This is a genomic window from Stenotrophomonas sp. YJH_SMC_46 (assembly GCF_059370315.1).
Map to the genome: position 1 here is coordinate 332,025 of NZ_JCAFTO010000004.1, position 24,411 is coordinate 356,435.

Annotated in this window: 20 protein-coding genes and 1 pseudogene; 18 read left to right on the forward strand and 3 right to left on the reverse strand. The window is 66.9% G+C overall.

Features of this window, described 5'->3' with window-relative positions:
* Positions 1-52: 52 nt before the first annotated feature.
* Entirely contained in the window at positions 53-532 is a 480-nt protein-coding gene (locus AC5P8C_RS15105; protein WP_010481944.1) for a DM13 domain-containing protein, read from the reverse strand.
* 101 nt (positions 533-633) lie between these two features.
* Positions 634-1,422, reverse strand: a complete 789-nt coding sequence (locus tag AC5P8C_RS15110; RefSeq protein WP_495219066.1) for an NRDE family protein — start codon at positions 1,420-1,422, stop codon at positions 634-636.
* A gap of 323 nt (positions 1,423-1,745) precedes the next feature.
* On the opposite strand from AC5P8C_RS15110, the gene mraZ reads away from it, so the two are divergent.
* From mraZ to lpxC, 15 genes and pseudogenes are all read left to right on the forward strand, one after another.
* Positions 1,746-2,192, forward strand: coding sequence for a division/cell wall cluster transcriptional repressor MraZ (gene mraZ / locus AC5P8C_RS15115; protein ID WP_004143635.1), 447 nt, complete (start codon positions 1,746-1,748; stop codon positions 2,190-2,192).
* Between the two features lie 14 nt (positions 2,193-2,206).
* Positions 2,207-3,175 carry a 16S rRNA (cytosine(1402)-N(4))-methyltransferase RsmH gene (gene rsmH, locus AC5P8C_RS15120; RefSeq protein ID WP_010481940.1) on the forward strand — a complete coding sequence of 323 codons (969 nt, stop codon included), beginning with the start codon at positions 2,207-2,209 and terminating at the stop codon, positions 3,173-3,175.
* Entirely contained in the window at positions 3,172-3,435 is a 264-nt protein-coding gene (gene ftsL, locus AC5P8C_RS15125; RefSeq protein WP_005412242.1) for a cell division protein FtsL, read from the forward strand. Before rsmH ends, ftsL begins: the two co-directional genes overlap by 4 nt.
* Positions 3,432-5,276 carry a peptidoglycan D,D-transpeptidase FtsI family protein gene (locus AC5P8C_RS15130; RefSeq protein WP_019661067.1) on the forward strand — a complete coding sequence of 615 codons (1,845 nt, stop codon included), beginning with the start codon at positions 3,432-3,434 and terminating at the stop codon, positions 5,274-5,276. Before ftsL ends, AC5P8C_RS15130 begins: the two co-directional genes overlap by 4 nt.
* Positions 5,273-6,781, forward strand: a complete 1,509-nt coding sequence (locus tag AC5P8C_RS15135; protein ID WP_019661068.1) for a UDP-N-acetylmuramoyl-L-alanyl-D-glutamate--2,6-diaminopimelate ligase — start codon at positions 5,273-5,275, stop codon at positions 6,779-6,781. Before AC5P8C_RS15130 ends, AC5P8C_RS15135 begins: the two co-directional genes overlap by 4 nt.
* Positions 6,778-8,172: a UDP-N-acetylmuramoyl-tripeptide--D-alanyl-D-alanine ligase gene (locus AC5P8C_RS15140; protein ID WP_495219028.1), complete on the forward strand. Its 1,395-nt coding sequence runs from the start codon at positions 6,778-6,780 to the stop codon at positions 8,170-8,172. The genes AC5P8C_RS15135 and AC5P8C_RS15140 overlap by 4 nt, the downstream gene beginning before the upstream one ends.
* Positions 8,162-9,247 carry a phospho-N-acetylmuramoyl-pentapeptide-transferase gene (gene mraY, locus AC5P8C_RS15145; RefSeq protein ID WP_019661070.1) on the forward strand — a complete coding sequence of 362 codons (1,086 nt, stop codon included), beginning with the start codon at positions 8,162-8,164 and terminating at the stop codon, positions 9,245-9,247. The genes AC5P8C_RS15140 and mraY overlap by 11 nt, the downstream gene beginning before the upstream one ends.
* A gap of 1 nt (position 9,248) precedes the next feature.
* Positions 9,249-10,574, forward strand: a complete 1,326-nt coding sequence (gene ftsW, locus AC5P8C_RS15150) for a putative lipid II flippase FtsW (RefSeq protein WP_019661071.1) — start codon at positions 9,249-9,251, stop codon at positions 10,572-10,574.
* The gene (murG, locus tag AC5P8C_RS15155) at positions 10,571-11,659 is read left to right on the forward strand and encodes an undecaprenyldiphospho-muramoylpentapeptide beta-N-acetylglucosaminyltransferase (protein ID WP_495219030.1); all 1,089 of its coding nucleotides are present in this window, start codon (positions 10,571-10,573) and stop codon (positions 11,657-11,659) included. The genes ftsW and murG overlap by 4 nt, the downstream gene beginning before the upstream one ends.
* 40 nt (positions 11,660-11,699) lie before the next feature.
* Positions 11,700-13,136 carry a UDP-N-acetylmuramate--L-alanine ligase gene (murC, locus tag AC5P8C_RS15160; RefSeq protein WP_019661073.1) on the forward strand — a complete coding sequence of 479 codons (1,437 nt, stop codon included), beginning with the start codon at positions 11,700-11,702 and terminating at the stop codon, positions 13,134-13,136.
* Positions 13,133-14,095, forward strand: a complete 963-nt coding sequence (locus AC5P8C_RS15165; RefSeq protein ID WP_019661074.1) for a D-alanine--D-alanine ligase — start codon at positions 13,133-13,135, stop codon at positions 14,093-14,095. Before murC ends, AC5P8C_RS15165 begins: the two co-directional genes overlap by 4 nt.
* Positions 14,092-14,769: pseudogene (locus AC5P8C_RS15170) on the forward strand (cell division protein FtsQ/DivIB); the annotation flags it as partial. The gene AC5P8C_RS15165 and the pseudogene AC5P8C_RS15170, both read left to right, overlap by 4 nt.
* A 68-nt stretch (positions 14,770-14,837) precedes the next feature.
* Complete coding sequence (gene ftsA, locus AC5P8C_RS15175; protein ID WP_005408083.1) at positions 14,838-16,073, forward strand: cell division protein FtsA; 1,236 nt, start codon at positions 14,838-14,840, stop codon at positions 16,071-16,073.
* A gap of 169 nt (positions 16,074-16,242) precedes the next feature.
* The gene (gene ftsZ / locus AC5P8C_RS15180) at positions 16,243-17,478 is read left to right on the forward strand and encodes a cell division protein FtsZ (protein WP_010481920.1); all 1,236 of its coding nucleotides are present in this window, start codon (positions 16,243-16,245) and stop codon (positions 17,476-17,478) included.
* A 171-nt stretch (positions 17,479-17,649) separates the two neighbouring features.
* The gene (gene lpxC / locus AC5P8C_RS15185) at positions 17,650-18,561 is read left to right on the forward strand and encodes a UDP-3-O-acyl-N-acetylglucosamine deacetylase (protein WP_019661076.1); all 912 of its coding nucleotides are present in this window, start codon (positions 17,650-17,652) and stop codon (positions 18,559-18,561) included.
* 282 nt (positions 18,562-18,843) lie between these two features.
* Here the strand turns inward: lpxC and AC5P8C_RS15190 are convergent, their stop codons facing one another.
* Positions 18,844-19,293: a DciA family protein gene (locus AC5P8C_RS15190; protein WP_026347140.1), complete on the reverse strand. Its 450-nt coding sequence runs from the start codon at positions 19,291-19,293 to the stop codon at positions 18,844-18,846.
* Between the two features lie 12 nt (positions 19,294-19,305).
* Here AC5P8C_RS15190 and AC5P8C_RS15195 point away from each other — a divergent pair, with 12 nt between their 5' ends.
* The 3 genes from AC5P8C_RS15195 (at position 19,306) to AC5P8C_RS15205 (ending at position 24,332) form a co-directional block, all read left to right on the forward strand.
* Entirely contained in the window at positions 19,306-20,262 is a 957-nt protein-coding gene (locus tag AC5P8C_RS15195) for a M23 family metallopeptidase (protein WP_019661077.1), read from the forward strand.
* Between the two features lie 278 nt (positions 20,263-20,540).
* Positions 20,541-23,273 (forward strand): preprotein translocase subunit SecA, encoded by a 2,733-nt coding sequence (gene secA, locus AC5P8C_RS15200; RefSeq protein WP_019661078.1) that lies wholly within the window; start codon positions 20,541-20,543, stop codon positions 23,271-23,273.
* A gap of 102 nt (positions 23,274-23,375) precedes the next feature.
* Positions 23,376-24,332, forward strand: coding sequence for a Nudix family hydrolase (locus AC5P8C_RS15205; protein ID WP_495219032.1), 957 nt, complete (start codon positions 23,376-23,378; stop codon positions 24,330-24,332).
* The last annotated feature ends 79 nt before the right edge of the window (positions 24,333-24,411 follow it).

The window sequence follows — 24,411 nt, forward strand, 5'->3', positions numbered from 1 at the left end:
GTAGAGCCGAGCCATGCTCGGCTGCTCTTCGCCCAGATGCTTGGGATGTTGTTCAACCCGGCGTGCGGTACTGCCCGGCGGAAATGAACTGCTCGAACCGTTCGCACCACACCACTACGGTGGTGTAATCGTCCACGTTGACGCTTTCAGGCACGTCCACCAGGAAACGGTTGAAGGTCTTCACCTCGCCGATGCGCTGGGCCTGTGCCTTGATCTTCAGGAAATCGGCCTTGTTGTCGACGAAGTCGCGCACGAGGTAGACCTTGTAGTCCGGCCCCGGGCCCATCTTGCCGTCGAACGCGACCTGGCGCGGGCTGACGCTGACCTTGCCGTCGGCCCAGTGCACGGCGTCGCTGCCCTTGAGGTCGCGACGGAAGGTGGTGTGGTAACGGGCGTCGCCCATCGCCGCCTGTACCTGCGCGACCGGCGGGTCGTCGGGAGCGATCAGGATCGGCAGCAGGTAGATGCCAAGGCCGAAGCCCAGGCCGAGGGCGAGCAGGTGGGTGACGACAAGTACGAGAACACGGCGCATCGATGACTCCCTGTGGATCGGTGAGGCGCGCGGCAGAACCGCGCCGGGTCATCGTGTGGCGTGCGTGCAGACATTTATAGACACAGGAAACAGGTACAGGGTCAGAAATCGACCTGGCTCTGGCCGAGGGCGACACCCTGAGGGCCGAAGCGACGCTCGTGGATCTGCCCGTGCCCTTCGGCATCGATCAGCAGCACCGTGCTGGCGCGGGTGCCATAGTCGTCGCCGCGGATGAAGGCCGGGCTCAGCCAGCGCTCGCGTTCCAGTCCGATGCCGGTGTCGGGCAGGTCGCTGTCGGTGGGGCGATGTTCGTCCGCCAGGGCGGCCCAGAGCGGGGTCAGGTCTGGGGTCAGATCCCTTTCGCGTTGCGAAAGGGATCTGACCCCGTCCGCTTCCAGCCATGCCGACAGCGCGGCCATCAGTCGTCGGGTCTTCGGCCAGGGTGCGTCCAGCGCGCCGTTGGACATGCCATGCACGCCCGGGCCAAGCGTCTGCCGTTCGGCGGGATGGTTGCCCAGGTACTCCAGGCTGTTGCTATCGGCCAGCAACAGATTGAACGGGGCGTAGGCGCCAGCCACGGTCGCCAAGCGATCAATATGCACGGTCGCCGGGTCGCGGCCGCGCAGGAAGTCGGCCACCAGTGCCCCGCGCGACGGACCGGTCTGGGCCGCCAGCGGGTCGCGGACGTTGGTGACCACCGCCATCCGGCCCGAGGCGCCGACGCCGGCCCAGCCACCGCCGGAGCGCAGGTCGCGTCCCCCGATGACGGAGGTCTCATCCTGCCAGGGGGCCAGCGCCGCGGTGGGGCGGGCGTGGAACTCATCACGGTTGCCGGTCATCACCAGCCGCCAGCGCGGGTGGTGCATCCAGCCAAGAGCGAGCAGGCACATGGGTTCATTGTGCATGGTTTGCGCAGTCCGGCGGCGTTTCCGGGCGCTCGCGGATGAATGCGCAGCAGGTGTTTCACGCCCTGTCCACAGCCCTGAACTTCCGTTCAATCTCAAAAATTGAGACGGATCAGCAACTTGTGGATAAGCCTTGAACAATTCTCTAAAGGTTGTTGCAAGCCATTGATGTGGCTGGCGATTTCCCCGCTGAAAAGTTGTTGACAACCCTTCGCCCGCTGCTAAGGTGGGCATCAGAGGGAAATCCGGGTGTTTTGTGGGTTTTCGTGGTTCAATGTTTCACCGGGCGAAGGATAGGTGCACGCGTCGTGTTCCAGGGCGAGACGGCCATCACAGTTGACGATAAAGGGCGCATGGCGGTTCCCACCGCTTACCGCGACCTCGTCGCGCGCGCCAGCAACAACCGTCTCGTGCTGACCTACAACCCGTTCGAAGCCGGCTGCCTGTGGCTGTATGCAGAGTCGGAATGGGAGCGGGTCCGCGACGACGTCATGTCCAAGCCCAACACCCAGCGCGTCGTGCGCCTGTTGCAGCAGAAGCTGGTCGGCTCGGCCGCCCATCTGGAGCTCGACGGCAACGGTCGCATCAGCATCCCCGCCAGCCACCGCGGTGCGGTGGGCATTGAGAAGAAGGCGGTATTGCTCGGTATGGGCGACAAGTTCGAATTGTGGAGCGAGCAGGCGCATCGGGCCCTGATCCAGCAGACGTTGTCTGACGAGGATCTGGGTGATGGGTTGCTCGACCTGAAGTTGTGAGCCGGGGTGCCCGGATGCGCCCAGAAGCGCAGGCCGGTCACCTTCCGGTGTCGCAGTCGCCGGCGGTGCACCTGCCGGTCCTGTACACCCAGGTCATCGAAGGCCTGAGGGTGATCGAAAACGGACGTTATCTGGATGGCACGTTCGGTCGTGGCGGTCATGCACGTGGCGTGCTCACCCAGCTTGGTCCCGAGGGGCGCCTGCTGGTCATGGACAAGGATCCGGAAGCCATTGCCGTTGCCGAGCGCGATTTCGCGCCGGACCCGCGCGTGTCCATCTTCCGTGGCAGCTTCGCCCAGCTGCTGCAGTGGGATGCGACGGCCGAAGGCCTGGACGGCGTGCTGTTCGACCTGGGCGTGTCGTCGCCGCAGCTGGACGTGGCCGAACGTGGCTTCAGCTTCGGCAAGGACGGCCCGCTGGACATGCGCATGGACCCGGACAGCGGCGAAAGCGCCGCGCAGTGGATCAACCGCGTGGAAGACCGCGAGATTGCCGACGTGCTGTGGACCTACGGCGAAGAGCGGCAGAGCCGCCGCATCGCCCGTGCCATCGTGGCCCGCCGCGAGAAGCAGCCGTTCACCCGCACCGCCGAACTGGCCGAGCTGATCGCCTCGGTGATGCCGCGTGGCAAGGACAAGATCCACCCGGCCACGCGCAGCTTCCAGGCCATCCGCATCCACATCAACCGCGAGCTGGCCGATCTGGAAGCCGGGCTCGATGCGGCGGTGGAACGGCTCAAGCCCGGTGGCCGCCTGGCGGTGATCAGCTTCCATTCGCTGGAAGACCGCATCGTCAAGCAGTACATGAACCGCCTGGCCAAGGCGCCGCCGGCCAACCGCCGCCTGCCCGAGGCGGTCGCGTTCGTGCCGACGCTGGACCTGATCGGCGGTGCCATCAAGGCCACCGACGAAGAGCTGGCCGCCAACCCGCGCGCCCGCAGCGCCGTGCTGCGCGTGGCCCAGAAGCGGGAGGCCGATGCATGAGCCGGCTGCTGCTGATCATCCTGCTGGCTTCCACCGTGGCCTCGGCGATCGGCGTCGTGTTCGTGCGTCACCGTCACCGGCAGACGTTCATCGAGTTGTCGCGCGCCGAGCGCAAGCGCGATGACATCAATCTGGAATTCGGCCGCCTGCAGCTGGAACAGGCCACCCTGGCCGAAGCCAACCGTGTCGATCGCATCGCCCGCGAGAAGCTCGGCATGAAGTTCCCCGAGGCCGCCGACATCGTGGTGGTGCGGCCATGAGCAAGACCGGCCGCAACCGCCCGCGCAACGCCTTCAACCTGCGCCAGCGCCTGCGCTGGGTGGCGCTGGCGCTCGGCCTGTGCTCGGTGTCGCTGGTCGGTCGTGCCGCCTACGTGCAGATCATCAACAGCGACTTCTACCAGCGCCAGGGCGAGGCCCGTTACCTGCGCGAGCTGCCGATCAAGACCTCGCGCGGCATGATCACCGACCGCAACGGCGAGCCGCTGGCGGTATCCACCCCGGTCGCCTCGATCTGGGTCAATCCGCAGGACCTGCTGCGTTCGCCCGAGCGCATTCCGGAGCTGGCCCAGGCGGTCGGCATGTCGGTGGACGAGCTGAGCAGCCGCCTGTCGCAGAAGTCGGACAAGGAATTCATGTACCTGCGCCGCCGGATCAATCCGGACGAGGCAGAAAAGGTGGTCGCGCTGAAGATTCCGGGCGTGGCCGCGCAGCGCGAGTTCCGCCGCTTCTACCCGCAGGGCGAAGCGATGGCGCACGTGCTGGGCTTCACCAACATTGACGACCGCGGCCAGGAAGGCCTGGAGCTGGCCTTCGACGAATGGCTGCGCGGCAAGGCCGGTGCGAAGCGGGTCATCCGCAACCGCAAGGGCGAAACCGTCGAGAGCGATCTGCTGCGCGCCGCCGAACCGGGCAAGGACCTGACCCTCAGCATCGACCGCCGCATCCAGTACCTGGCGTTCAAGGAACTGCGCAACGCGCTGGTGGCGAACAAGGCCGCCGGCGGTTCGATGGTGATCATGGACGTGAACACCGGCGAGATCCTGGCCATGGTCAACCTGCCCACCTACAACCCGAATTCGCTGACCGGCGCGCTGCCCGATGCGCGCCGCAACCGTGCGGTGACCGACCTGGTCGAGCCGGGTTCGACGATGAAGCCGTTGACGATTGCCACGGCGCTGCAGGCCGGTGCGGTGACCAAGGACACCATCATCGATACCAACCCGGGTTACATGCAGGTGGCCCGCTTCACCATCCGCGACGTGCCGCGCAACAACGGCGTGCTGAACGTAACCGGCGTGATCACCCGCAGTTCCAACATCGGCGCGGCCAAGGTCGCGGCAAAGATGCCGGACCAGGTGTTCTATGACGGCGTGCGCCGTTTCGGCTACGGCTCGGTGCCGCACAGCGGGTTCCCGGGTGAATCCGGTGGCGTGGTGCGGCGCCCGGCCAACTGGGACGGTGCCACCAAGACCACCATGTCCTACGGCTACGGCCTGAACGTGACACCGCTGCAGATCGCCACCGCCTACTCGGCGCTGGCCAATGGCGGCAAGTTGATCGCGCCGACCTTCGTCAAGGGCCAGCGCAACGAAGCGCATCAGATCATCGACGAGAGCGTCGCCAGGCAGGTGGTGGCGATGATGGAAACGGTGGTCACCCAGGGCGGCGCCAAGCAGGCAGCGGTGCTGGGTTACCGCGTAGCCGGCAAGACCGGTACCGCGCGCAAGACCGGCCCGGGTGGTTACGAGCGTGGCCATTACAACGCGCTGTTTGCCGGTGTGGTGCCGGCCACCAACCCGCGCTTCGCCACCGTCATCGTCATCAACGATCCGCAGGCCGGCAAGTTCTACGGCGGCCTGGTGTCGGCGCCGGTCTATCACAACGTGATGGAAGGCACACTGCGCCTGATGGACGTGCCGCTGGATGACCTGCAGTCGTGGCTGGCCGCACAGCAGTCCGGCAAGGTCGGCCACTCGGCCTCGATCCTGCCCGCGCCGCCGGCCGAGACCGCGCTGCCGGTGGATGCCGCCGCTGAATTCGATGCTGCGCTGCCGAGCGCGCACGCCCAGACGCCCCCCGTTACGGGAGGCACGCAATGAGTCCTTCGATGTTGCTTTCGCAGTTGCTTCCGGACGTGGCCCTGGCGGGCCATGATCCCGTTCTGACCGGGCTGGCGCTGGACAGCCGCGCCGTGCGTCCCGGCAATGCCTTCGTCGCCATCGCCGGTTTCGGCGCGCATGGCCTGAACTTTGTCGAGCAGGCCCGCGCGGCCGGTGCCAGCGCCATCCTGTTCGAGCCCCCGGCACCGGCCGAACTGCCGGCGCCAGCCGATGCGATCGCCGTGCCGGGCCTGCGCGCACGCATGGGTGCGATGGCCGACCAGTTCCATGGCGCGCCGTCGCGGGCGATGGCGATGGTGGGCGTGACCGGCACCAACGGCAAGACCTCCACCGTGCAGCTGCTGGCCCAGGCCTGGCACCTGCTCGGCACGCCCAGTGGCAGTATCGGCACGCTGGGCGCCGGACTTTATGGTGCAGTTGAACCGACCGGTTTCACCACGCCGCTGGTGCTGCAGATGCATGCGCTGCTTGCGCAGCTGCGCGACGAAGGTGCGCGCGCGGTGGCGATGGAAGTCAGCTCGCACGCGCTGGACCAGGGTCGCGTCGATGCCGTGCACTACGACGTGGCGGTGTTCACCAACCTCACCCGCGATCACCTGGATTACCACGGCGACATGGCCAGCTACGGCGCGGCCAAGGCGCGGCTGTTCCATCGCCCGGGCCTGAAGGCAGCGGTGATCAATCTGGACGACGCCTTCGGTCGCCAGCTGTTCGCCGGCCTGCCGGTGGGCATGCAGCCGATCGGCCTGAGTTCGCGTGGTGCCAGCGATGCCAGCGTGCGCGCCGAAGCGTTGCAGCTGGATGGTCGTGGCATTGCGTTTGAACTGGTCATCGACGGCCAGCGCGCGGCCGTGCATTCGCCGCTGCTGGGCCGCTTCAATGTGGACAACCTGCTGGCGGTGGCCGGTACCCTGCATGCGCAGGGCCAGCCGCTGCCGCGCATCGCCGAGGTGCTGTCGGCGTTGCAGCCGATCCGCGGCCGCATGAACCGCCTCGGCGGCGAGAATGGCCTGCCGACCGTGGTGGTCGACTATGCACATACCCCGGACGCGCTGGAACAAGCGCTGGGCAGCCTGCATGGTCACCTGCAGGGTACGCTGTTCTGCGTGTTCGGCTGCGGCGGCGAGCGTGACACCGGCAAGCGTCCGCAGATGGCCGCGATCGCCGAGCGCCTGGCCAACCAGGTCATCGTCACCGACGACAATCCGCGTGGCGAAGACGGTGACGTGATCGTCGCCGACATCCTGGCCGGCTTCCAGAATGCCGATGCCGTGACCGTGCAGCGCAGTCGCGCGCGTGCGATCGGCCTGGCGGTGAAGCGTGCCGGTGCCGGCGACATCATCCTGATTGCTGGCAAGGGCCACGAGCCGTACCAGGAAGTGAACGGTGTGCGCCATGACTTCGACGACACCGAGGTGGCTGCCGCTGCACTGGCGGCCAAGGCCGGTGTACTAGAGGCGCAGGCCGGGGAGGGTGCCGCGTGAAGCGCACTCTGCTTTCGCTGATCGCCCACTGGGCCGGCGGTGAGATCCACGGCGACGACGTGGCCATCGACGCGGTCAGCCATGACACCCGCAGCCTCGGTCCGGGCAGCCTGTATGTGGCGCTGCGCGGCGAGCGCTTCGACGGCCATGACTTTGCCGCCGACGCACAGGTGCGCGGTGCCAGCGCGCTGCTGGTCGAGCGCCTGCTGCCGGTCGAGCTGCCGCAGGTGCTGGTGGCCGACAGCGAGCTTGCACTGGCGAAGATCGCCACCGGCATGCAGCGTGACCGGGACACCGAGGTGTTCGCGATCACCGGCAGCAACGGCAAGACCAGCGTGAAGAGCCTGCTGCTGTCGATCCTTCAGCAGGTGGCCCAGCACGCCCACAAGGTGGTCTACGCCAACCCGGGCAACCGCAACAACGAGATCGGCCTGCCGCTGGCGGTGATCGATGCGCCGGAAGATGCCGACTACGCCGTCTACGAGATGGGCGCCGGCAAGCCGGGTGATATCGCCTACCTGACCGAAATCGCCCGCCCGCGCTATGCCCTGGTCAACAACATCGCCCCGGCACACCTGGAACGCATGGGCAGCCTGCTTGGCGTGGCCGTGACCAAGGGCGCAATCTATGCCGCACTGCCGGCCGATGGCGTGGCGGTGATCAACGCCGACGATGCCTACGGCCGCTGGTTCGAACAGCATTTCGTCGGTACCCCGGCACGCTGCCGCGTGCTGCGCTACGGCCTGGAACATACTGCTGATGTGACCGCGCGCGACATCCGCGCAGGTGCGCAGGGCAGCCAGTTCACCCTGGTCTCGCCGGCCGGCGAGGCTCGCGTGGTGCTCGGCCTGCCGGGTCGCCACAACGTCAGCAATGCGCTGGCTGCCGCCAGCCTGGCGCTGTCCGCCGGTGTCGATCTGTCGCTGATCGCGGCTGGCCTGGCCGAGGCGCAGCCGGTACCGGGCCGCCAGATTGCCCATCTGCTGCGCAATGGCGCGGTGCTGGTGGACGACAGCTACAACGCCAATCCCGGTTCGCTGGCCGCGGCCATCGACGCCCTGGCCGCCGCGCCGGAAGAGGGCTGGCTGGTGCTGGGCGACATGCGTGAGCTGGGTCCGGACGCCGGAGCGCTGCACGCGCAGGCCGGGCTCCGCGCGCGGTCGGCCGGCCTCAAGCGCCTGTATGCGCTGGGCCCGCTCAGCGCCGCTGCCGCTACCGCTTTCGGCGAAGGCGGCCGTCACTTTGCCACCCATGACGCGCTGTCGAAGGCGCTGAAGGACGAGCTGCACGCCGGCGTGCGCTGCCTGGTCAAGGGTTCCCGTGGCAGCGCCATGGACACGATTGTCAAAGCGCTGCTGGCGCAAGGAGAGGAATCCCCGCATGTTGTATGAACTGGCTCGATGGTTGCAGCAGTTGGAGAGCCTGTTCGGGCTGTTCAACTACCAGACGTTCCGCGCCATCCTTGCCGCGCTGACGGCCCTGTTCCTGTCGCTGTGGCTCGGCCCGGCGATGATCCGCAAGCTTGCCCAGTTCAAGGGCGGCCAGCCGATCCGCAAGGACGGTCCGCAGACCCATTTCTCCAAGGCCGGTACGCCGACCATGGGTGGCTCGCTGATCCTGCTGACCGTCACCCTGTCGGTGCTGATGTGGGCCGACCTGCGCAACCGCTACGTGTGGCTGGTGCTGGCAGTGATGCTGTGCTTCGGTGCCATCGGCTGGTATGACGACTGGATCAAGATCGTCCGCCGCGACCCGAACGGGCTGAAGTCGCGCTGGAAATACCTGTTGCAGTCGATCTTCGGCCTGGCTGCCGGCCTGTTCCTGTTCCATACAGCCGACGTGCCGGCAGCGCTGACCTTCTACATCCCGATGTTCAAGTCGGTGGCGCTGCCGCTGGCCGGCATCGGCTTCGTGGCGATCGCCTACTTCTGGATCGTCGGCTTCTCCAATGCGGTGAACCTGACCGACGGCCTGGACGGCCTGGCGATCATGCCGACCGTGCTGGTGGCCTGCGCGCTGGGTGTGTTCGCCTACGCCTCGGGCAACGTAGTGTTCGCCAACTACCTGCAGATCCCGCAGATCCCGGGCGCCGGCGAGCTGGTCATCATCTGCGCGGCCATCGCCGGTGCGGGCCTCGGCTTCCTGTGGTTCAACACCTATCCGGCCATGGTGTTCATGGGCGACATCGGTGCACTGGCGCTGGGTGCGGTGCTGGGCACGATCGCGGTGATCACCCGCCAGGAACTGGTGCTGGTGATCATGGGCGGCGTGTTCGTCATCGAGACGCTGTCGGTGATGATCCAGGTGGCCTCGTTCAAGCTGACCGGCAAGCGCGTGTTCCGCATGGCGCCGATCCACCACCATTTCGAACTGAAGGGCTGGCCGGAGCCGCGCGTGATCGTGCGCTTCTGGATCATCTCCGTCGTGCTCGTGCTGATCGGCCTGGCCACGTTGAAGGTGCGCTGAGATGAACGACCTGTCCCGCCAGGCAACACGCCTTGAAGCCATCGAAGGCAGCTACGACAAGTGGCTGCTGGGCGCGATCATCGCGCTCACCGGCATTGGCGTGGTGATGGTGGCGTCCAGCTCGATCGCGCTGATGAGCAGCCCGTTCTACTACCTCAACCGCCACCTGATCTTCCTGGCGGTGGGTATCGTGCTGGCGGTGCTTGCCGCCCGTACCGAGCTGAAGTCCATCGAGCAGTACAACCAGATGCTGCTGCTGGGCTGCTTCGTGCTGCTGCTGGCGGTGTTCGCGCCGGGCCTGGGCAGCACGGTCAACGGTGCGCGCCGCTGGATCAACCTGGGCATCTCCAAGTTCCAGACGGTCGAGGCGGTGAAAGTGCTCTACATCGTCTGGCTGTCCAGCTACCTGGTGCGCTTCCGCGACGAGGTCAACGCGACCTGGCCGGCGATGCTCAAGCCGCTGGGCGTGGCCGGTGCGCTGGTGGTGCTGTTGCTGCTGCAGCCGGACTTCGGCTCGTCCACCCTGCTGCTGGCGATCACCGCCGGCATGCTGGTATTGGGCGGGGTGAACATGCCGCGCATGTCGATGCCGGTGATCATCGGCCTGGTCGGCATGAGCGCGCTGGCGATCATCGAGCCTTACCGCATGCGCCGCATCACCTCCTTCCTGGACCCGTGGGCCGACCAGCAGGGCGACGGCTACCAGCTGTCCAACGCGCTGATGGCAGTGGGCCGTGGCGAGTGGACAGGCGTCGGCCTGGGCAACTCGGTGCAGAAGCTGTACTACCTGCCCGAAGCGCATACCGACTTCATCTTCTCGGTCACCGCCGAGGAATTCGGCTTCCTGGGCACCTGCGTGATCGTGGCCCTGTACGCGCTGCTGGTCGGCCGGACCTTCTGGCTGGGCATGCGCTGCGTGGAAATGAAGCGCCACTTCTCTGGCTACATCGCCTTCGGCATCGGCCTGTGGATCAGCATGCAGACCTTCGTCTCGATCGGCGTGAACCTGGGCATCCTGCCGACCAAGGGACTGACTCTGCCGCTGATTTCCTCCGGCGGTTCGTCGGTGCTGATGACCTGCGTTGCGATGGGCCTGTTGCTGCGCGTGTCCTATGAACTCAAGCGTGCCGAGCGCCGCCAGGCCGTGCGCATCGGTGGTGCCGAAGACGCAGCTGCTGAGCCGGTGGGCGAGCCAGCCGTGCAGGTGGCCGCCAGCGCGCCGATCAGCGCCGGGGCGACGGCCGCAGCCCCAGCTCCAGCAAACGCCGCGCGCGGCACCAGCCGCCTTCAGTCGCGTATCGAACCGACCTTCGGGAGGCTGTCATGAGCGCGGCCACCGATAGCGTGCGCCCGGTGATGATCCTGGCCGGTGGCACCGGCGGTCACATCTTTCCCGGCCTGGCTGTGGCCCGCGTGCTGCGCGAGCGCGGCGTGCCGGTGGCCTGGATGGGCGCCGACGGCGCGATGGAAACGCGACTGGTGCCGCAGCACGGCATTCCAATCGACACGCTGGCCATCACCGGCCTGCGCGGCAAGGGCAAGCTGGCCCTGCTGGGCGCGCCGTGGCGGCTGATGCGCGCGCTGCGCGCTGCCGGCATGATCATCCGCAAGCGCCAGCCGCGTGCGGTGGTCGCCTTCGGTGGCTTTGCCTCTGGCCCCGGTGGCATGGCCACCCGCCTGCACGGCCTCCCGCTGCTGGTGCACGAACAGAATCGCGCGCCCGGCATGACCAACCGCATCCTGTCGCGCTATGCGCGCCGCCTCCTCACCGGCTTCCCGGGTACCTTCGCCGAGCGTGAGGAGTTCGTCGGCAATCCGGTGCGCGCAGAGATCGCCGCCACCGCACCGCCGGAACAGCGCTTCGCCGACCGCCACGGACCGCTGCGCGTGCTGGTGGTTGGCGGCAGCCAGGGCGCGCGTGCACTGAACACCGGCGTGCCGCAGGCGATCGCCGCACTCGGCGCCGGCATTCCGGTACAGGTGCGCCACCAGAGTGGCGAGAAAATGCACGCCGAAGCGGTGGAGGCGTATGCAAAGGCCGGCGTGCTGGCCGACATCACGCCGTTCATCGCCGACATGGCCGAGGCCTTCGCCTGGGCCGACCTGGTGGTGTGCCGCGCGGGCGCTTCGACGCTGGCCGAGCTGTGCGCGGTCGGTGTCGGCAGTGTGCTGGTGCCATTCCCCGCTGCCGTCGACGATCACCAGACCCGCAATGCGGAGTATCTGGTCGAGCGCGGTGCTGCGGTTTTGCTGAAGCAGGACGGAACGCTGGCCGACGGCATTGCCGCACTGCTGCGCGATCTGTCCGAAAATCCCGCCCGCCGCATGCAGATGGCGCAAGCCGCGCGTGCCCTGGCCAAGGTCGATGCCGCCGAGCGCATCGCCGATATCATTCTTGAGGAAGCTGTATGAAGAAGGCATGCCACCGCGCCTGCCCTGCGCGAGGCCGCGCATGATCCGTCGCCTGCACGACACCAACGACCTGGTACGCGCGTTCCCGCGCGTGCATTTCGTCGGCATCGGCGGCACCGGCATGAGCGGTATCGCCGAAGTCATGCTGACGCTGGGCTATGAGGTGTCCGGCTCGGACAACGCCGACAACGTGGCAACCCGTCGGCTGGCCAGCCTGGGTGCGCGCATCATGCGCGGCCACTCGGCAGCCAACGTACTGGGCACCGACTGCGTGGTGGTCTCCAGTGCCATCCGCGAAGACAACCCGGAACTGATGGAAGCGCGCAGCCAGCGCATTCCGATCATGCCGCGTGCGGCGATGCTGGCCGAGCTGATGCGCTTCCGCCGCGGCATCGCCGTGGCCGGTACCCATGGCAAGACCACCACCACCAGCCTGACTGCTGCGGTGCTGAGCGAAGGTGGCCTGGACCCGACGTTCGTGATCGGTGGCCAGCTGCTGGCGGCCGGTGCCAACGCCAAGCTGGGCGGAGGCCAGTGGCTGGTGGCCGAGGCCGACGAAAGCGATGGCAGCTTCCTGCGCCTGAACCCGCTGATGTCGATCATCACCAACATTGATGCCGACCATCTGGAAAACTACGGCAACGACTTTGCCCGCGTGCAGGCGGCGTTCGCCGAATTCCTGCAGCGCCTGCCGTTCTACGGCCTGGCCGTGCTGTGCATCGATGACCCGGAAGTGGCCGCGCTGGCCGCCAAAACCCCGCGTCACGTGATGAGCTACGGCATGAGCCCGCAGGCCGACGTGCGCGCCGAGAACGTGGTGCAGGAAGGGCCGCGCATGCGCTTCACCCTGCGCCTGCCGCAGGGCACCAGCCAGGAAGTGGTGCTGGCGCTGCCGGGCAGGCACAACGTGCTCAACGCGCTGGCCGCCGCCGCAGTGGGCTGGCAGCTGGGCGTGGCGCCGGATGCCATCGCGCGTGCGTTGGAAAGCTTCGCCGGTGTCGGCCGTCGCTTCAACGATCTGGGCGAAGTGACCACCGCCAGTGGTGCCAAGGTCCGTATCATCGATGACTACGGCCATCACCCGAGCGAGCTGGAGGCCGTGTTCGCCGCGGCCCGCGGTGGCTGGGCTGACAAGCGCCTGGTGGTGGCCTTCCAGCCGCACCGCTACAGCCGCACCCGTGACCAGTTCGACAAGTTCGCTGCGGTGCTGTCCAGCGTCGACGCACTGGTACTGAGCGAGGTCTACCCGGCCGGTGAGGAACCGATTGCCGGTGCCGACTCGCATGCGCTGGCCCGCGCCATCCGCGCCCGCGGTCGCAGCGAGCCGGTGGTGGTGGGCAAGGCTGCCGAACTGGCCAGCGTGCTGCCGGACGTGCTGCAGGACGGTGACCTGCTGCTGATGATGGGGGCGGGCGACATCGGCGCCGTGGCCACCCACATCGCGGTGGAAGGCTTCAAGGGGGAGGGCGAGGCGTGAGCACGCTGACCTTCCCGCCGCTGCGCGTGACCGACCCAGCCGAGTTCGGCCGCGTCGCCGTGCTGCTCGGTGGCAGTTCCAGCGAACGCGAGGTGTCGCTGGACTCGGGCCGCAACGTGCTCGAAGCCCTGCGGTCGCGCGGCGTCGATGCGTTCGCCGTCGATGGCATCCCGGCGTTGGCCAAGGCGCTGGCCGCCGGTGGCATCGACCGTGTGTTCAACATCCTCCATGGCCACAACGGTGGCGGTGAGGACGGCATCGTGCAGGGCCTGATGGACGCCTTCGGCGTGCCGTACACCGGCTCGGACGTGCTGGGTTCGGCGCTGAGCATGGACAAGATCCGCACCAAGCAGGTGTGGCTGTCGCTGGGCCTGCCGACGCCGCAGTACCGGAAGGTCGACGCGTCCACGGTGCATGCACTGGCGGCAGAGCTGGGCCTGCCGGTGGTGGTCAAGCCGGCCAACGAAGGCTCCAGCGTGGGCATCAGCCGGGTCACCGACGAGGCTGGCCTGGACGAGGCCGTGACCCTGGCCGCGCGCTACGACGGCCAGCTGCTGATGGAGCAGATGGTGGTGGGCGATGAGCTGACCGTGGCCATCCTCGGCGACGTTGCCCTGCCGTCGATCCGCATCGTGCCCAAGGGCCAGTGGTACGACTACAACGCCAAGTACATCGCCGAGGACACCCAGTACCTCTGCCCGGGCCTGGAGGGTGGCGACGAAGCGGAAATCCGCCGCATCGCGCTGGCCGCGTTCCGCGCGGCCGGCTGCCGTGGCTGGGGCCGCGTGGACGTGATGCGCGACCGGAGCAGCGGCCGTTTCTTCCTGCTGGAGGTGAACACCGCGCCGGGCATGACCAGCCATTCGCTGGTACCCAAGGCGGCCCGCCAGGCCGGCATCGGTTTCGAGGAACTGGTGTGGCGCGTGCTGGAACAGACCCTGGAGGCTTCGCACGCATGAACGCGGTGCTGCGCATCTTCGTCTGGCTGTTGGCGCTGTCGGTGGTTGCACTGCCGGTGGTGGCCGTGGTCAATGGCTGGGTCGGCGCCGAGCGCTGGCCGCTGGCGAAGCTGCGCGTGCATGGCGAGTTCAAGCGGGTACCGGCCGAGCAGCTGCAGCAGGTGCTGCTGCCGTATGCGCGCGCCGGCTTCTTCGCGGTCAAGCTGCAGGACGCGCAGGACGCACTGGAAAAACTGCCGTGGGTGGAAAGCGCGCGGGTGCGCAAGCAGTGGCCGGACGTGCTGGAAGTGACCCTGGTCGAGCACAAGCCGTTCGCGCGCTGGGGCAACGACCGCCTGGTTTCCGAGCAGGGCAAGTTGTTCCCCACGCCGAAGAAGCTGGCCGACCTGGCGTTGCCCGAACTGGACGGGCCGGACAGCCAGACCGAAGAAGTGATGAAGCTGTACAGCGACTCGCGTGCATTGTTCGCACCGGCCGGCGTCGATGTGCGCCGGGTAACGATGGATGCACGCGGCAGCTGGTCGCTGGTGCTGAGCAACGGCACCGAAGTGGTGGTCGGCCGTGACGATGCGCGCTCGCGCCTGCAGCGCTTCGTCAAGGTACTGCCACAGCTCAACCGCCAGGACGCGCCGATCAAGCGCGCCGACCTCCGCTACACCAATGGTTTCACGCTGAGCTGGGGTACCCCGGCCACGCCGGCGAAAACGCCGGCGACCCCAGCCAGCAGGACGCAGGAAAGGACATGAATCGCAAGGGTGACAAATCACTGATCGTTGGCCTGGACATCGGCACCTCCAAGGTGGTGGCGCTGGTGGGCGAGTATTCGCCGGGAAACCCGATCGAAGTGATCGGCATCGGCTCGCACGAATCGCGCGGGTTGAAGCGCGGCGTGGTGGTGGACATCGAATCGACCGTGCAGTCGATCCAGCGCGCGGTGGAAGAAGCCGAGCTGATGGCCGGCTGCGAGATCCGCTCGGTGTACGCCTCGATCTCCGGCAACCACGTGCAGTGCAAGAACTCGCCCGGCATCGTGCCGATCCGCGACGGGGAAGTGACCTGGGGCGACCTGGATCGCGTGCTCGATGCGGCCAAGGCGGTGGCGATTCCGGCCGACCAGAAGATCCTGCACGCGATCCCGCGCGAGTACGTGCTGGACGATTCGCAGGAAGGCATCCGCAACCCGGTCGGCATGACCGGCGTGCGCCTGGAGGTGCATGCGCACCTGGTGGTGTGCGCGCAGTCGGCCGCAGCCAACATCAGCAAGTGCGTGCAGCGCTGTGGCCTGCAGGTGGACGACCTGGTGCTGTCCTCGCTCGCCTCCAGCGTTGCGGTGCTGACCGCTGACGAACGCGAGCTGGGCGTGGTGCTGGTCGACATGGGCGCCGGCACTACCGACATCGCGGTGTTCGTGCAGGGCGCGATCTGCCACACGGCCTCGCTGCCGATCGCCGGCGACCACGTCACCAACGATATCGCGCACATGCTGCGCACGCCCACCCCGGAAGCCGAGCAGATCAAGGTGCGCTACGCCTGCGCCCTGGCCCAGCTGGCCACCGCCGAGGAAAGCATCCAGGTGCCGTCGGTGGGCGACCGTCCACCGCGCCGCATGCCGCGCCATTCGCTGGCGCAGGCGGTGCAGGGCCGCTACGAGGAGATCTTCGAGATGGTGCAGGCCGAACTGCGCCGCTCCGGCTTCGAGGAACTGGTGCGCGCCGGCATGGTGCTGACCGGTGGCGCCTCGAAGATGGAGGGCGTGGTCGAACTGGCCGAGGAAATGCTGCAGATGCCGGTGCGCGTGGGCATCCCGCAGCACGTCACCGGCCTGGGCGAAGTGGTGGGCAACCCGGTGCACGCCACCGGCGTGGGCCTGCTGCTGATGGGCAGCCAGATCGAGCACCCGCGGCGGCCATCGCTGCCGACCGGGCGCGCTGGAAGCATGTTCAAGAAACTCAAGACCTGGTTCCGCGGCGAGTTCTGACGCGGAACCCGCAACTCCGGGCCCGGCCCGGCGCAACACCCGCAGTACCCGCATCACAACGCAACAACGCAATACACAACCCACACAGCCGCAACGGCAACATGACACGCGAAGGCAGGAGGCCCGACCGTCCATGCCACCGACAAGCGGATACAACGAGGACACGGACATGGCGCATTTTGAACTGATCGAAAAGATGGCACCCAATGCGGTGATCAAGGTGGTTGGCGTGGGCGGCGGCGGCGGCAATGCCGTGGCGCACATGGTCAACTCGGCGGTGGACGGCGTGGAATTCATCACCGCCAACACCGACTCGCAGGCCATCAAGAATTGTGGTGCCAAGCTGCAGCTGCAGCTGGGTACCAACGTGACCAAGGGCCTGGGCGCAGGCGCGAACCCGGAAGTCGGCCGCCAGGCCGCGCTGGAAGACCGTGAGCGCATCATGGACGCGCTGCAGGGCGCGGACATGGTGTTCATCACCGCCGGCATGGGCGGCGGCACCGGCACCGGCGCTGCGCCGGTGGTGGCACAGCTGGCCAAGGAAATGGGCATCCTGACCGTGGCCGTGGTCACCAAGCCGTTCCCGTTCGAAGGCCGTCGCCGCATGCAGGTGGCGCTGAAGGGCATCGAGGAACTGAGCCAGCACTGCGACTCGCTGATCACCATCCCGAACGAGAAGCTGATCACCGTGCTGGGCCGCAACGCGACCATGATCCAGGCCTTCCGTGCCGCCAACGACGTGCTGCAGGGCGCCGTGCAGGGCATCGCCGACCTGATCGTGCGTCCGGGCCTGATCAACGTCGACTTCGCCGACGTGCGCACCGTCATGTCCGAAATGGGCCTGGCGATGATGGGTACCGGCACCGCGCGTGGTGATGACCGCGCCCAGGCCGCCGCCGAAGCCGCGATCCAGAACCCGCTGCTGGACGATGTGAACCTGGCCGGTGCCAACGGCATCCTGGTCAACATCACCGCCGGTGCGGACTTCACCATGGCCGAGTTCGACGAGATCGGCCGCACCATCGATGGCTTCGCTTCCGAAGACGCCACCGTGGTGGTCGGTACCGTGCTGGATCCGGACATGCAGGACGAAGTGCGCGTGACCGTGGTCGCTACCGGCCTGAACCGCGTGTCGGCCAGCAAGACCCAGCGTCCGGGCGAGCGTGCGCCGATCAAGCTGGTCCGCAATGCCACCACCGGCCAGCCGGAATTCGGTGACTTCGACAACGGCGGCGACGCTGTGTCCAAGGCCGTCGGTGGCATGGGCCTGGGCCTGCGTCGTGCCAGCAGCGATACCGCAGCGGCTTCGGCCCCGTCGGCCCCGTCGGCTTCGGCACCGGCTGCGGCGGAACTGCCGAACGACTACCTGGACATCCCGGCGTTCCTGCGCCGCCAGGCGGACTGAGCGGGGCGGCCCGGGGTTGTCCTCCCCGGGTAGCGCCACCATGTCCTGAAAACGCGGGCGCCGGGCCAGGATGGGCCCGGCCGCCCTGCTTCACGCGCGTCCTGCCGGCGTTTCAGCCGGGGTAGGGGAGCGTGCGTGTTAATCTAATGTGTCACTTCCGGTCCATCCCCCATGATCCAGCAACGCACCCTCAAGAACACGATCCGCGCCACCGGCGTTGGCCTGCACAGCGGCGACAAGGTCTACATGACCCTGCGCCCGGCACCGGTCAACCATGGCATCGTGTTCCGCCGCGTGGACCTGGACCCGGTGGTGGAAGTGCCGGCCAAGGCCGAGCTGGTCACCGAAGTGACCCTGTGCACCGGCCTGACCTGCAACGACGCCAAGATCCAGACCGTCGAACACCTGATGTCGGCGCTGGCTGGCCTGGGTGTGGACAACATCATCGTCGAACTGTCCTCGGCCGAGCTGCCGATCATGGACGGTTCGGCCGGCCCGTTCGTGTTCCTGCTGCAGTCGGCAGGCATCGTGGAACAGGATGCGCCCAAGCGCTTCATCCGCGTGCTGAAGACCGTGGAAGTGACCGAGGGCGACAAGGTGGCCCGCTTCACCCCGTACGAGGGTTACAAACTGGGCTTCACCATCCAGTTCGACCACCCGATGATCCCGGCCAAGCAGTCGCGCCAGGAAATCGAGTTCTCGACGCTGGCCTACACCAAGGAAATCTCCCGCGCGCGCACCTTCGGTTTCATGCGCGACCTGGAATACATGCGCGAGCGCAACCTGGGCCTGGGCGGTTCGATGGACAACGCCATCGTGCTGGACGAGTTCCGCGTGCTCAACGAAGACGGCCTGCGCTACGCCGACGAATTCGTGCGCCACAAGATCCTCGATGCGATCGGCGACCTCTACCTGGCCGGTGGCCAGGTGCTGGGCGCTTACGAGGGCTTCAAATCCGGCCACGCGCTCAACAACAAGCTGGTGCGGGCGCTGATGGCCGACGCCACTGCCTGGGAATGGGTCAGCTTCGACTCGCCTGCCACCCCGGGTCCGGTCGAATACGCCACTCCGGCCTATGCCTGATTCCGTAGGTCGTTGAATTTAAAGATAAAAACGCCGCCATCCAAGGCGGCGTTGTTGTTTCCGGCGCAGACGACGCATTCAGTGTGCTTGAAAAGGCATCAAGGCCGGTTCGAGGTCACGGTTTTGTGAACCTGTTGGATCCGAAGCCTGAATTTAACGCCGTTTTAACAACAATCTAACGACAGGCCCCTGGATGGCCGCTAGGATGCGACCCGGCCCCCGAAATGTTTCACGCCGTGGTGACACGCGCGACGGGGAGCGGAGCCGGATGCTCCGTTGCCATCATGACCGTTTCTTCGGTTTGGAAGGAACGTCCTGCAGGCAAGCCAAGGCGTCGCGTAGCCCTTTGTGCGTGGCGGCTGAAACTGCGTGGGGTCCATTCCGGTTGTCGAGCGCTGGGGAGCGCGTGGGAGTGGGAGACGCAGTCTTGATGGTCACCTTGGTGGCCTTCAGCCCGATGGAACGGGCCGCGTCGAGCAACTGGGCTTCGGCAAGCCGCAACTTGGCATGCCAGACCGGGGATTCGACGAGAAAAACGAGGTGTTCCCCGTCCACATTGGCCAGCCGGCAGCGGCTGCGCAGAGGTGGCGGCAACTGGGGGCGCAACTGTCGGTCCAGCGCGTCGAGCCACAGGGCACGCCGCAGCGGGTTCCCGCTTTTGTCCGCCATTACCGCATCCAGCGCCGGTTTCGGTGCCGACGCGGGGCGAACGCTGGATTTCGGCTCAGACATGAAAACTCACTGATGGCATTCAAAAAGATCGTAATCAAAACGCGTGAAGGACAGGCCAAATCGTCGCCGATCACGCGTTTGCGGTTCTATTTCGAGGACCGCCCCCGCGCCCTGCTGGGCAGCGTGCTCGGGGTAGGCTGCATTATCGGCCTTGCTGGCGGCATTGGCGTCAGCGCGCTGAATGATTCCCGGCTGCAGGCCAAGGTCGAGCGCCAGGATGCGGAGCTGGCCAAGGTCAAGCGCGATGCGCAGACCCAGGTCAACGCGCTGGCGGCCCGTCTCGGCGAGCTGCAGGCCCAGGCCACCCGCCTCAACGCGCTCGGCGAACGGCTGACCCAGATGGGCAAGCTGGAGGATGGCGAGTTCGACTTCAACGAGACCCCCGGTCTCGGTGACGGTGACGCAGGCGGTCCGACCAGCGACATCCCGGTCAAGGACGTCAACGCCGACTTACAGGTGCTGGAGCAGCGCTTCGCTGCTTCAGGCCGCCAGTTGTCGGTGATGGAGTCGCTGATGTTCGACCACCAGCTGCAGCAGAACGCCGTGCCTTCGCGCATGCCGATCCGCAACAGCTACGTGACCTCCGGCTTCGGCACCCGTGCCGACCCGTTCGGCCGAGGCGCCGCCACCCACAAGGGCATGGACTTCCACGCCAAGGTCGGTGACCCGGTTATGGCCGTGGCCGAAGGCGTGGTCAGCTTCGCCGGCGTGAAGGGGGGCTACGGCAACGTGGTCGACGTCGACCACGGAAATGGCTACGTCACCCGCTACGCGCACAATTCCCGCCTGGTGGTGAAGGCCGGCGACCTGGTCCGTGCCGGCCAGGAAGTGGCCAAGGCCGGTTCCACCGGTCGTTCGACCGGCGCCCACGTGCACTTCGAGGTGTGGGAGAACGGCAACGTGGTCAACCCGCGCAAATTCCTCGGCGACGGCGGCAACACGCCGGTCGGCCGCGTCAGCCGCGGCTGATCCCGGGTCGGATCCCTTCCGCGCCGCGGGAGGGCTCTGACCCGATGCAGTTGATCTGGTAGTGCCGGCCGCTGGCCGGCAACCTCATGATCTTCGGCAGCATCGCGGATCACCGGCCAGCGGCCGGCACTACCCCCTCGGGGTTGAAACCTCAGCCGCCCGTCCCAAGCTACAATGGGTGTTGCCATCGACAGGGCGCCAGGCGCCCTGTTTCGTTTGCGGCGGACGGATCCCCAGGGGGAGGCCGGGCGTCGTGTCCATCCAACCCGGTTCCTTCAATGATCAACAGCCTGCTTACCCGCGTATTTGGCAGTCGTAACGAACGACAGCTGCGCCAGCTCAACCGCATCGTCGCCAAGATCAATGCGCTGGAGCCGGAGATCGAGAAGCTTTCCGACGAGCAGCTTCAGGCCAAGACGCCGGAGTTCAAGCAGCGCATTGCCGGTGGTGAAGCCCTGGACAAGGTGCTGCCGGAAGCGTTCGCGGTGTGCCGCGAAGCCGGCCGCCGCGTGCTGGGCATGCGCCATTACGATGTGCAGCTGATCGGCGGCATGGTGCTTCACCTGGGCAAGATCGCAGAAATGCGTACCGGTGAAGGCAAGACCCTGGTGGCGACCCTGCCGGTGTACCTCAACGCGCTGGAAGGCAAGGGCGTGCACGTGGTCACCGTGAACGACTACCTGGCCCGCCGCGACGCCGCGCAGATGGGCAAGCTGTACAACTGGCTGGGCCTGAGCGTGGGCGTGGTGTATCCGGGCATGCCGCACAGCGACAAGCGCGAAGCCTACGCTGCGGATATCACCTACGGCACCAACAACGAATTCGGTTTCGACTACCTGCGCGACAACATGGCGCTGTCCAAGGCCGACCGCTACCAGCGCGGCCTGCACTACGCCATCGTCGACGAAGTCGACTCCATCCTGATCGACGAAGCGCGTACCCCGCTGATCATCTCCGGTCCGGCCGACGATTCCCCGGAGCTGTACATCCGTGTCAACCGCGTCGTGCCGCACCTGGTCAAGCAGGAGAGCGAGGACGGCGAAGGTGATTTCTGGGTCGATGAGAAGGGCAAGCAGGTGCACCTGTCCGAAGCGGGCATGGAGCACGCCGAGCAGCTGCTGGTTGAAGCCGGCATCCTCAACGGCGAAACCGAAGGCCTGTACGCGGCGCAGAACCTGACCGTGGTCCACCATCTCAACGCCGCCCTGCGCGCGCACGCTATCTACCAGCGCGACGTTGACTACATCGTGCGCGACGGCGAAGTGGTCATCGTCGACGAGTTCACCGGTCGTACCCTGGCCGGCCGCCGCTGGTCCGATGGCCTGCACCAGGCGGTGGAAGCGAAGGAAGGCGTGCCGGTCCAGCGCGAGAACCAGACGCTGGCGAGCATCACCTTCCAGAACCTGTTCCGCATGTACAAGAAGCTGTCCGGCATGACCGGCACGGCCGATACCGAAGCCTTCGAGTTCCAGAGCATCTACGGCCTGGAAGTGGTGGTGATCCCGACCAACCGCCCGACCATCCGCAAGGACAGCCCGGACCAGGTGTTCCTCAACCGCAAGGGCAAGTTCAATGCGGTGCTGGCCGACATTGAAGAGTGCGCCAAGCGCGGCCAGCCGGTGCTGGTCGGTACCACCTCGATTGAAACTTCGGAAATGCTGTCCGAGCACCTGAGCAAGGCCGGTGTGAAGCACGAAGTGCTCAATGCCAAGCAGCACGACCGCGAAGCGACCATCGTCGCCAACGCCGGCCGTCCGGGCGCGGTGACCATCGCCACCAACATGGCCGGCCGTGGTACCGACATCGTGCTGGGCGGTTCGCTGGAAGCAGAGCTCCACGCGCTGGGCGAGGACGCGACCGACGAGCAGAAAGCCGCGGTCAAGGCCGACTGGCAGAAGCGCCACGAGGCAGTGAAGGCGGCGGGCGGCCTGCACATCGTCGGCACCGAGCGCCATGAGTCGCGCCGTATCGACAACCAGCTGCGTGGCCGTTCCGGCCGCCAGGGTGACCCGGGTTCGTCCCGCTTCTACCTGTCGCTGGAAGACAACCTGATGCGCATCTTCGCCTCCGACTGGGTGCAGAAGGCCATGCGCATGATGGGCATGAAGGAAGACGACGTCATCGAAGACCGCCTGGTCAGCCGCCAGATCGAGAAGGCGCAGCGCAAGGTCGAGGCCCACAACTTCGACATCCGCAAGAACCTGCTGGACTTCGACGACGTCAACAACGACCAGCGCAAGGTGATCTACGCCCAGCGCGACGAGCTGCTGGACGCCGAATCGGTGAAGGACAACGTCGACGGCATCCGCGACGACGTGATCTTCGACGTGGTGGCCCGCTTCGTGCCGCCGAACTCGATCGACGAGCAGTGGGACCTGCGAGGCCTGGAAGCGACCCTGGAGTCGGACTTCGGCCTGCAGATGTCGCTGACCGACCTGGTCAAGGAACACGAGGAGCTGGACGCCGAGGCGATTGCCGCCAAGGTGCAGGAACGCGTCAACCAGCACTTCGCCGAGAAGGAAGCCGGCGTGGGCGAAGAAACCATGCGCGCGCTGGAGAAGCACGTGATGCTGACCGTTCTGGACCAGAGCTGGAAGGAGCATCTGGCGCGCATGGATTACCTGCGCCAGGGCATCTACCTGCGCGGTTACGCGCAGAAGCAGCCGAAGCAGGAGTACAAGAAGGAAGCCTTCGAGCTGTTCTCGGACATGCTGGAAAACGTCAAGCGCGAAGTGGTGACCCTGCTGTCGCGCGTGCGCATCCGCAGCGACGAGGAAGTGCAGGCGCTGGAAGCGGCCGAACGGCAGCAGGCCGAAGCCCGCCTGAGCCAGTCGCAGTTCCAGCACCAGGACGCGGGCGGCTACAGCGCCGACGAAGAGGCTGCACAGGTGCAGGCTGCCCAGCAGGGCGTGGCGCAGATGCAGCGTGACGAGCCGAAGATCGGCCGCAACGATCCATGCCCGTGCGGCAGTGGCAAGAAGTACAAGCACTGCCACGGCCAGCTGAGCTGATGCCGAAGAGCCCCGCGAAAGCGGGGCTTTTCGTTTGTGGCAGGGGAGTTGCAGCGGATCCGTGATTGCGCCGGCCGCCCTGTTCTGGGCATGCTTCCCCCCATGCCTTCCCCCACCCGATCGATCCATGTCGTGGCCGCCGTCATCACCGACGCCCGTGGCCGCGTGCTGCTCAACCGCCGTACCGAGAACCGCGACATGGCCGGCCTGTGGGAGTTTCCCGGCGGCAAACGCGAATCCGGCGAGACCTCCGAACAGGCGCTGGTGCGCGAGCTGCGCGAGGAACTGGGCATCGAGGCCGATGTCGGCCAGTGGCTGATGGATGTGCCGCAGCGCTATCCGGACAAGCACCTGACCCTGGAGGTGCGCCACGTGCGCAGCTGGAAGGGGACACCGCGTGGGCGGGAGGGCCAGGCGATCACCTGGGTGGCGCCGGACAAGCTGGGCCGCTATTCAATGCCGCCGGCAGACCTGCCGGTGGTGGCCGCCCTGCGCCAGCCCGACAGCTACCTGATCACCCCGGCGCCGGCCGATGATGAGGGCGGCGTGCAGCATTGGCATGAACAGCTGCAGCGCGTGGTGGCTGCGGGCCAGCAGCGCATCCAACTGCGGTTGCCGACGGCCCATCCGCAGCGGCAGGCGATGGTCGAGCAGGTCGTGCGTGCGCATCGCCGCAGCGGCGTGCAATGGTTGCTCAACCGCGATATCGAACTGGCGCGTGCGTTGGGCGTGGGCGTGCACCTGGGCAGCGAACAGCTGCTGCAGCTGTCGCAGCGCCCGCTACCCCAAGGCCAGCTGGTGGCTGCATCCTGCCACGACCTGCAGCAACTGCAGGAGGCACAACAGTTGGGCTGCGACTTCGCTGTGCTGGGCCCGGTGCAGGCCACGCCCAGCCATCCAGATGCCGTGCCGCTGGGTTGGGATGCCTTCGCCGAGCTGCGCGCGCAGGTGTCACTGCCCATCTATGCGCTGGGCGGCATGCGCCGCAGTCACATTGCCGAAGCGCGCCGCCATGGCGGCCAGGGCATCGCCGCTATTCGCGGGCTGTGGCTGGCGTAAAGCCGCGTCGGTCGCCGGGCATCGCCCGGCGCTACCCTGTGGAATGGTAGCAGTAGATCCACGCCATGCGTGGATGGAT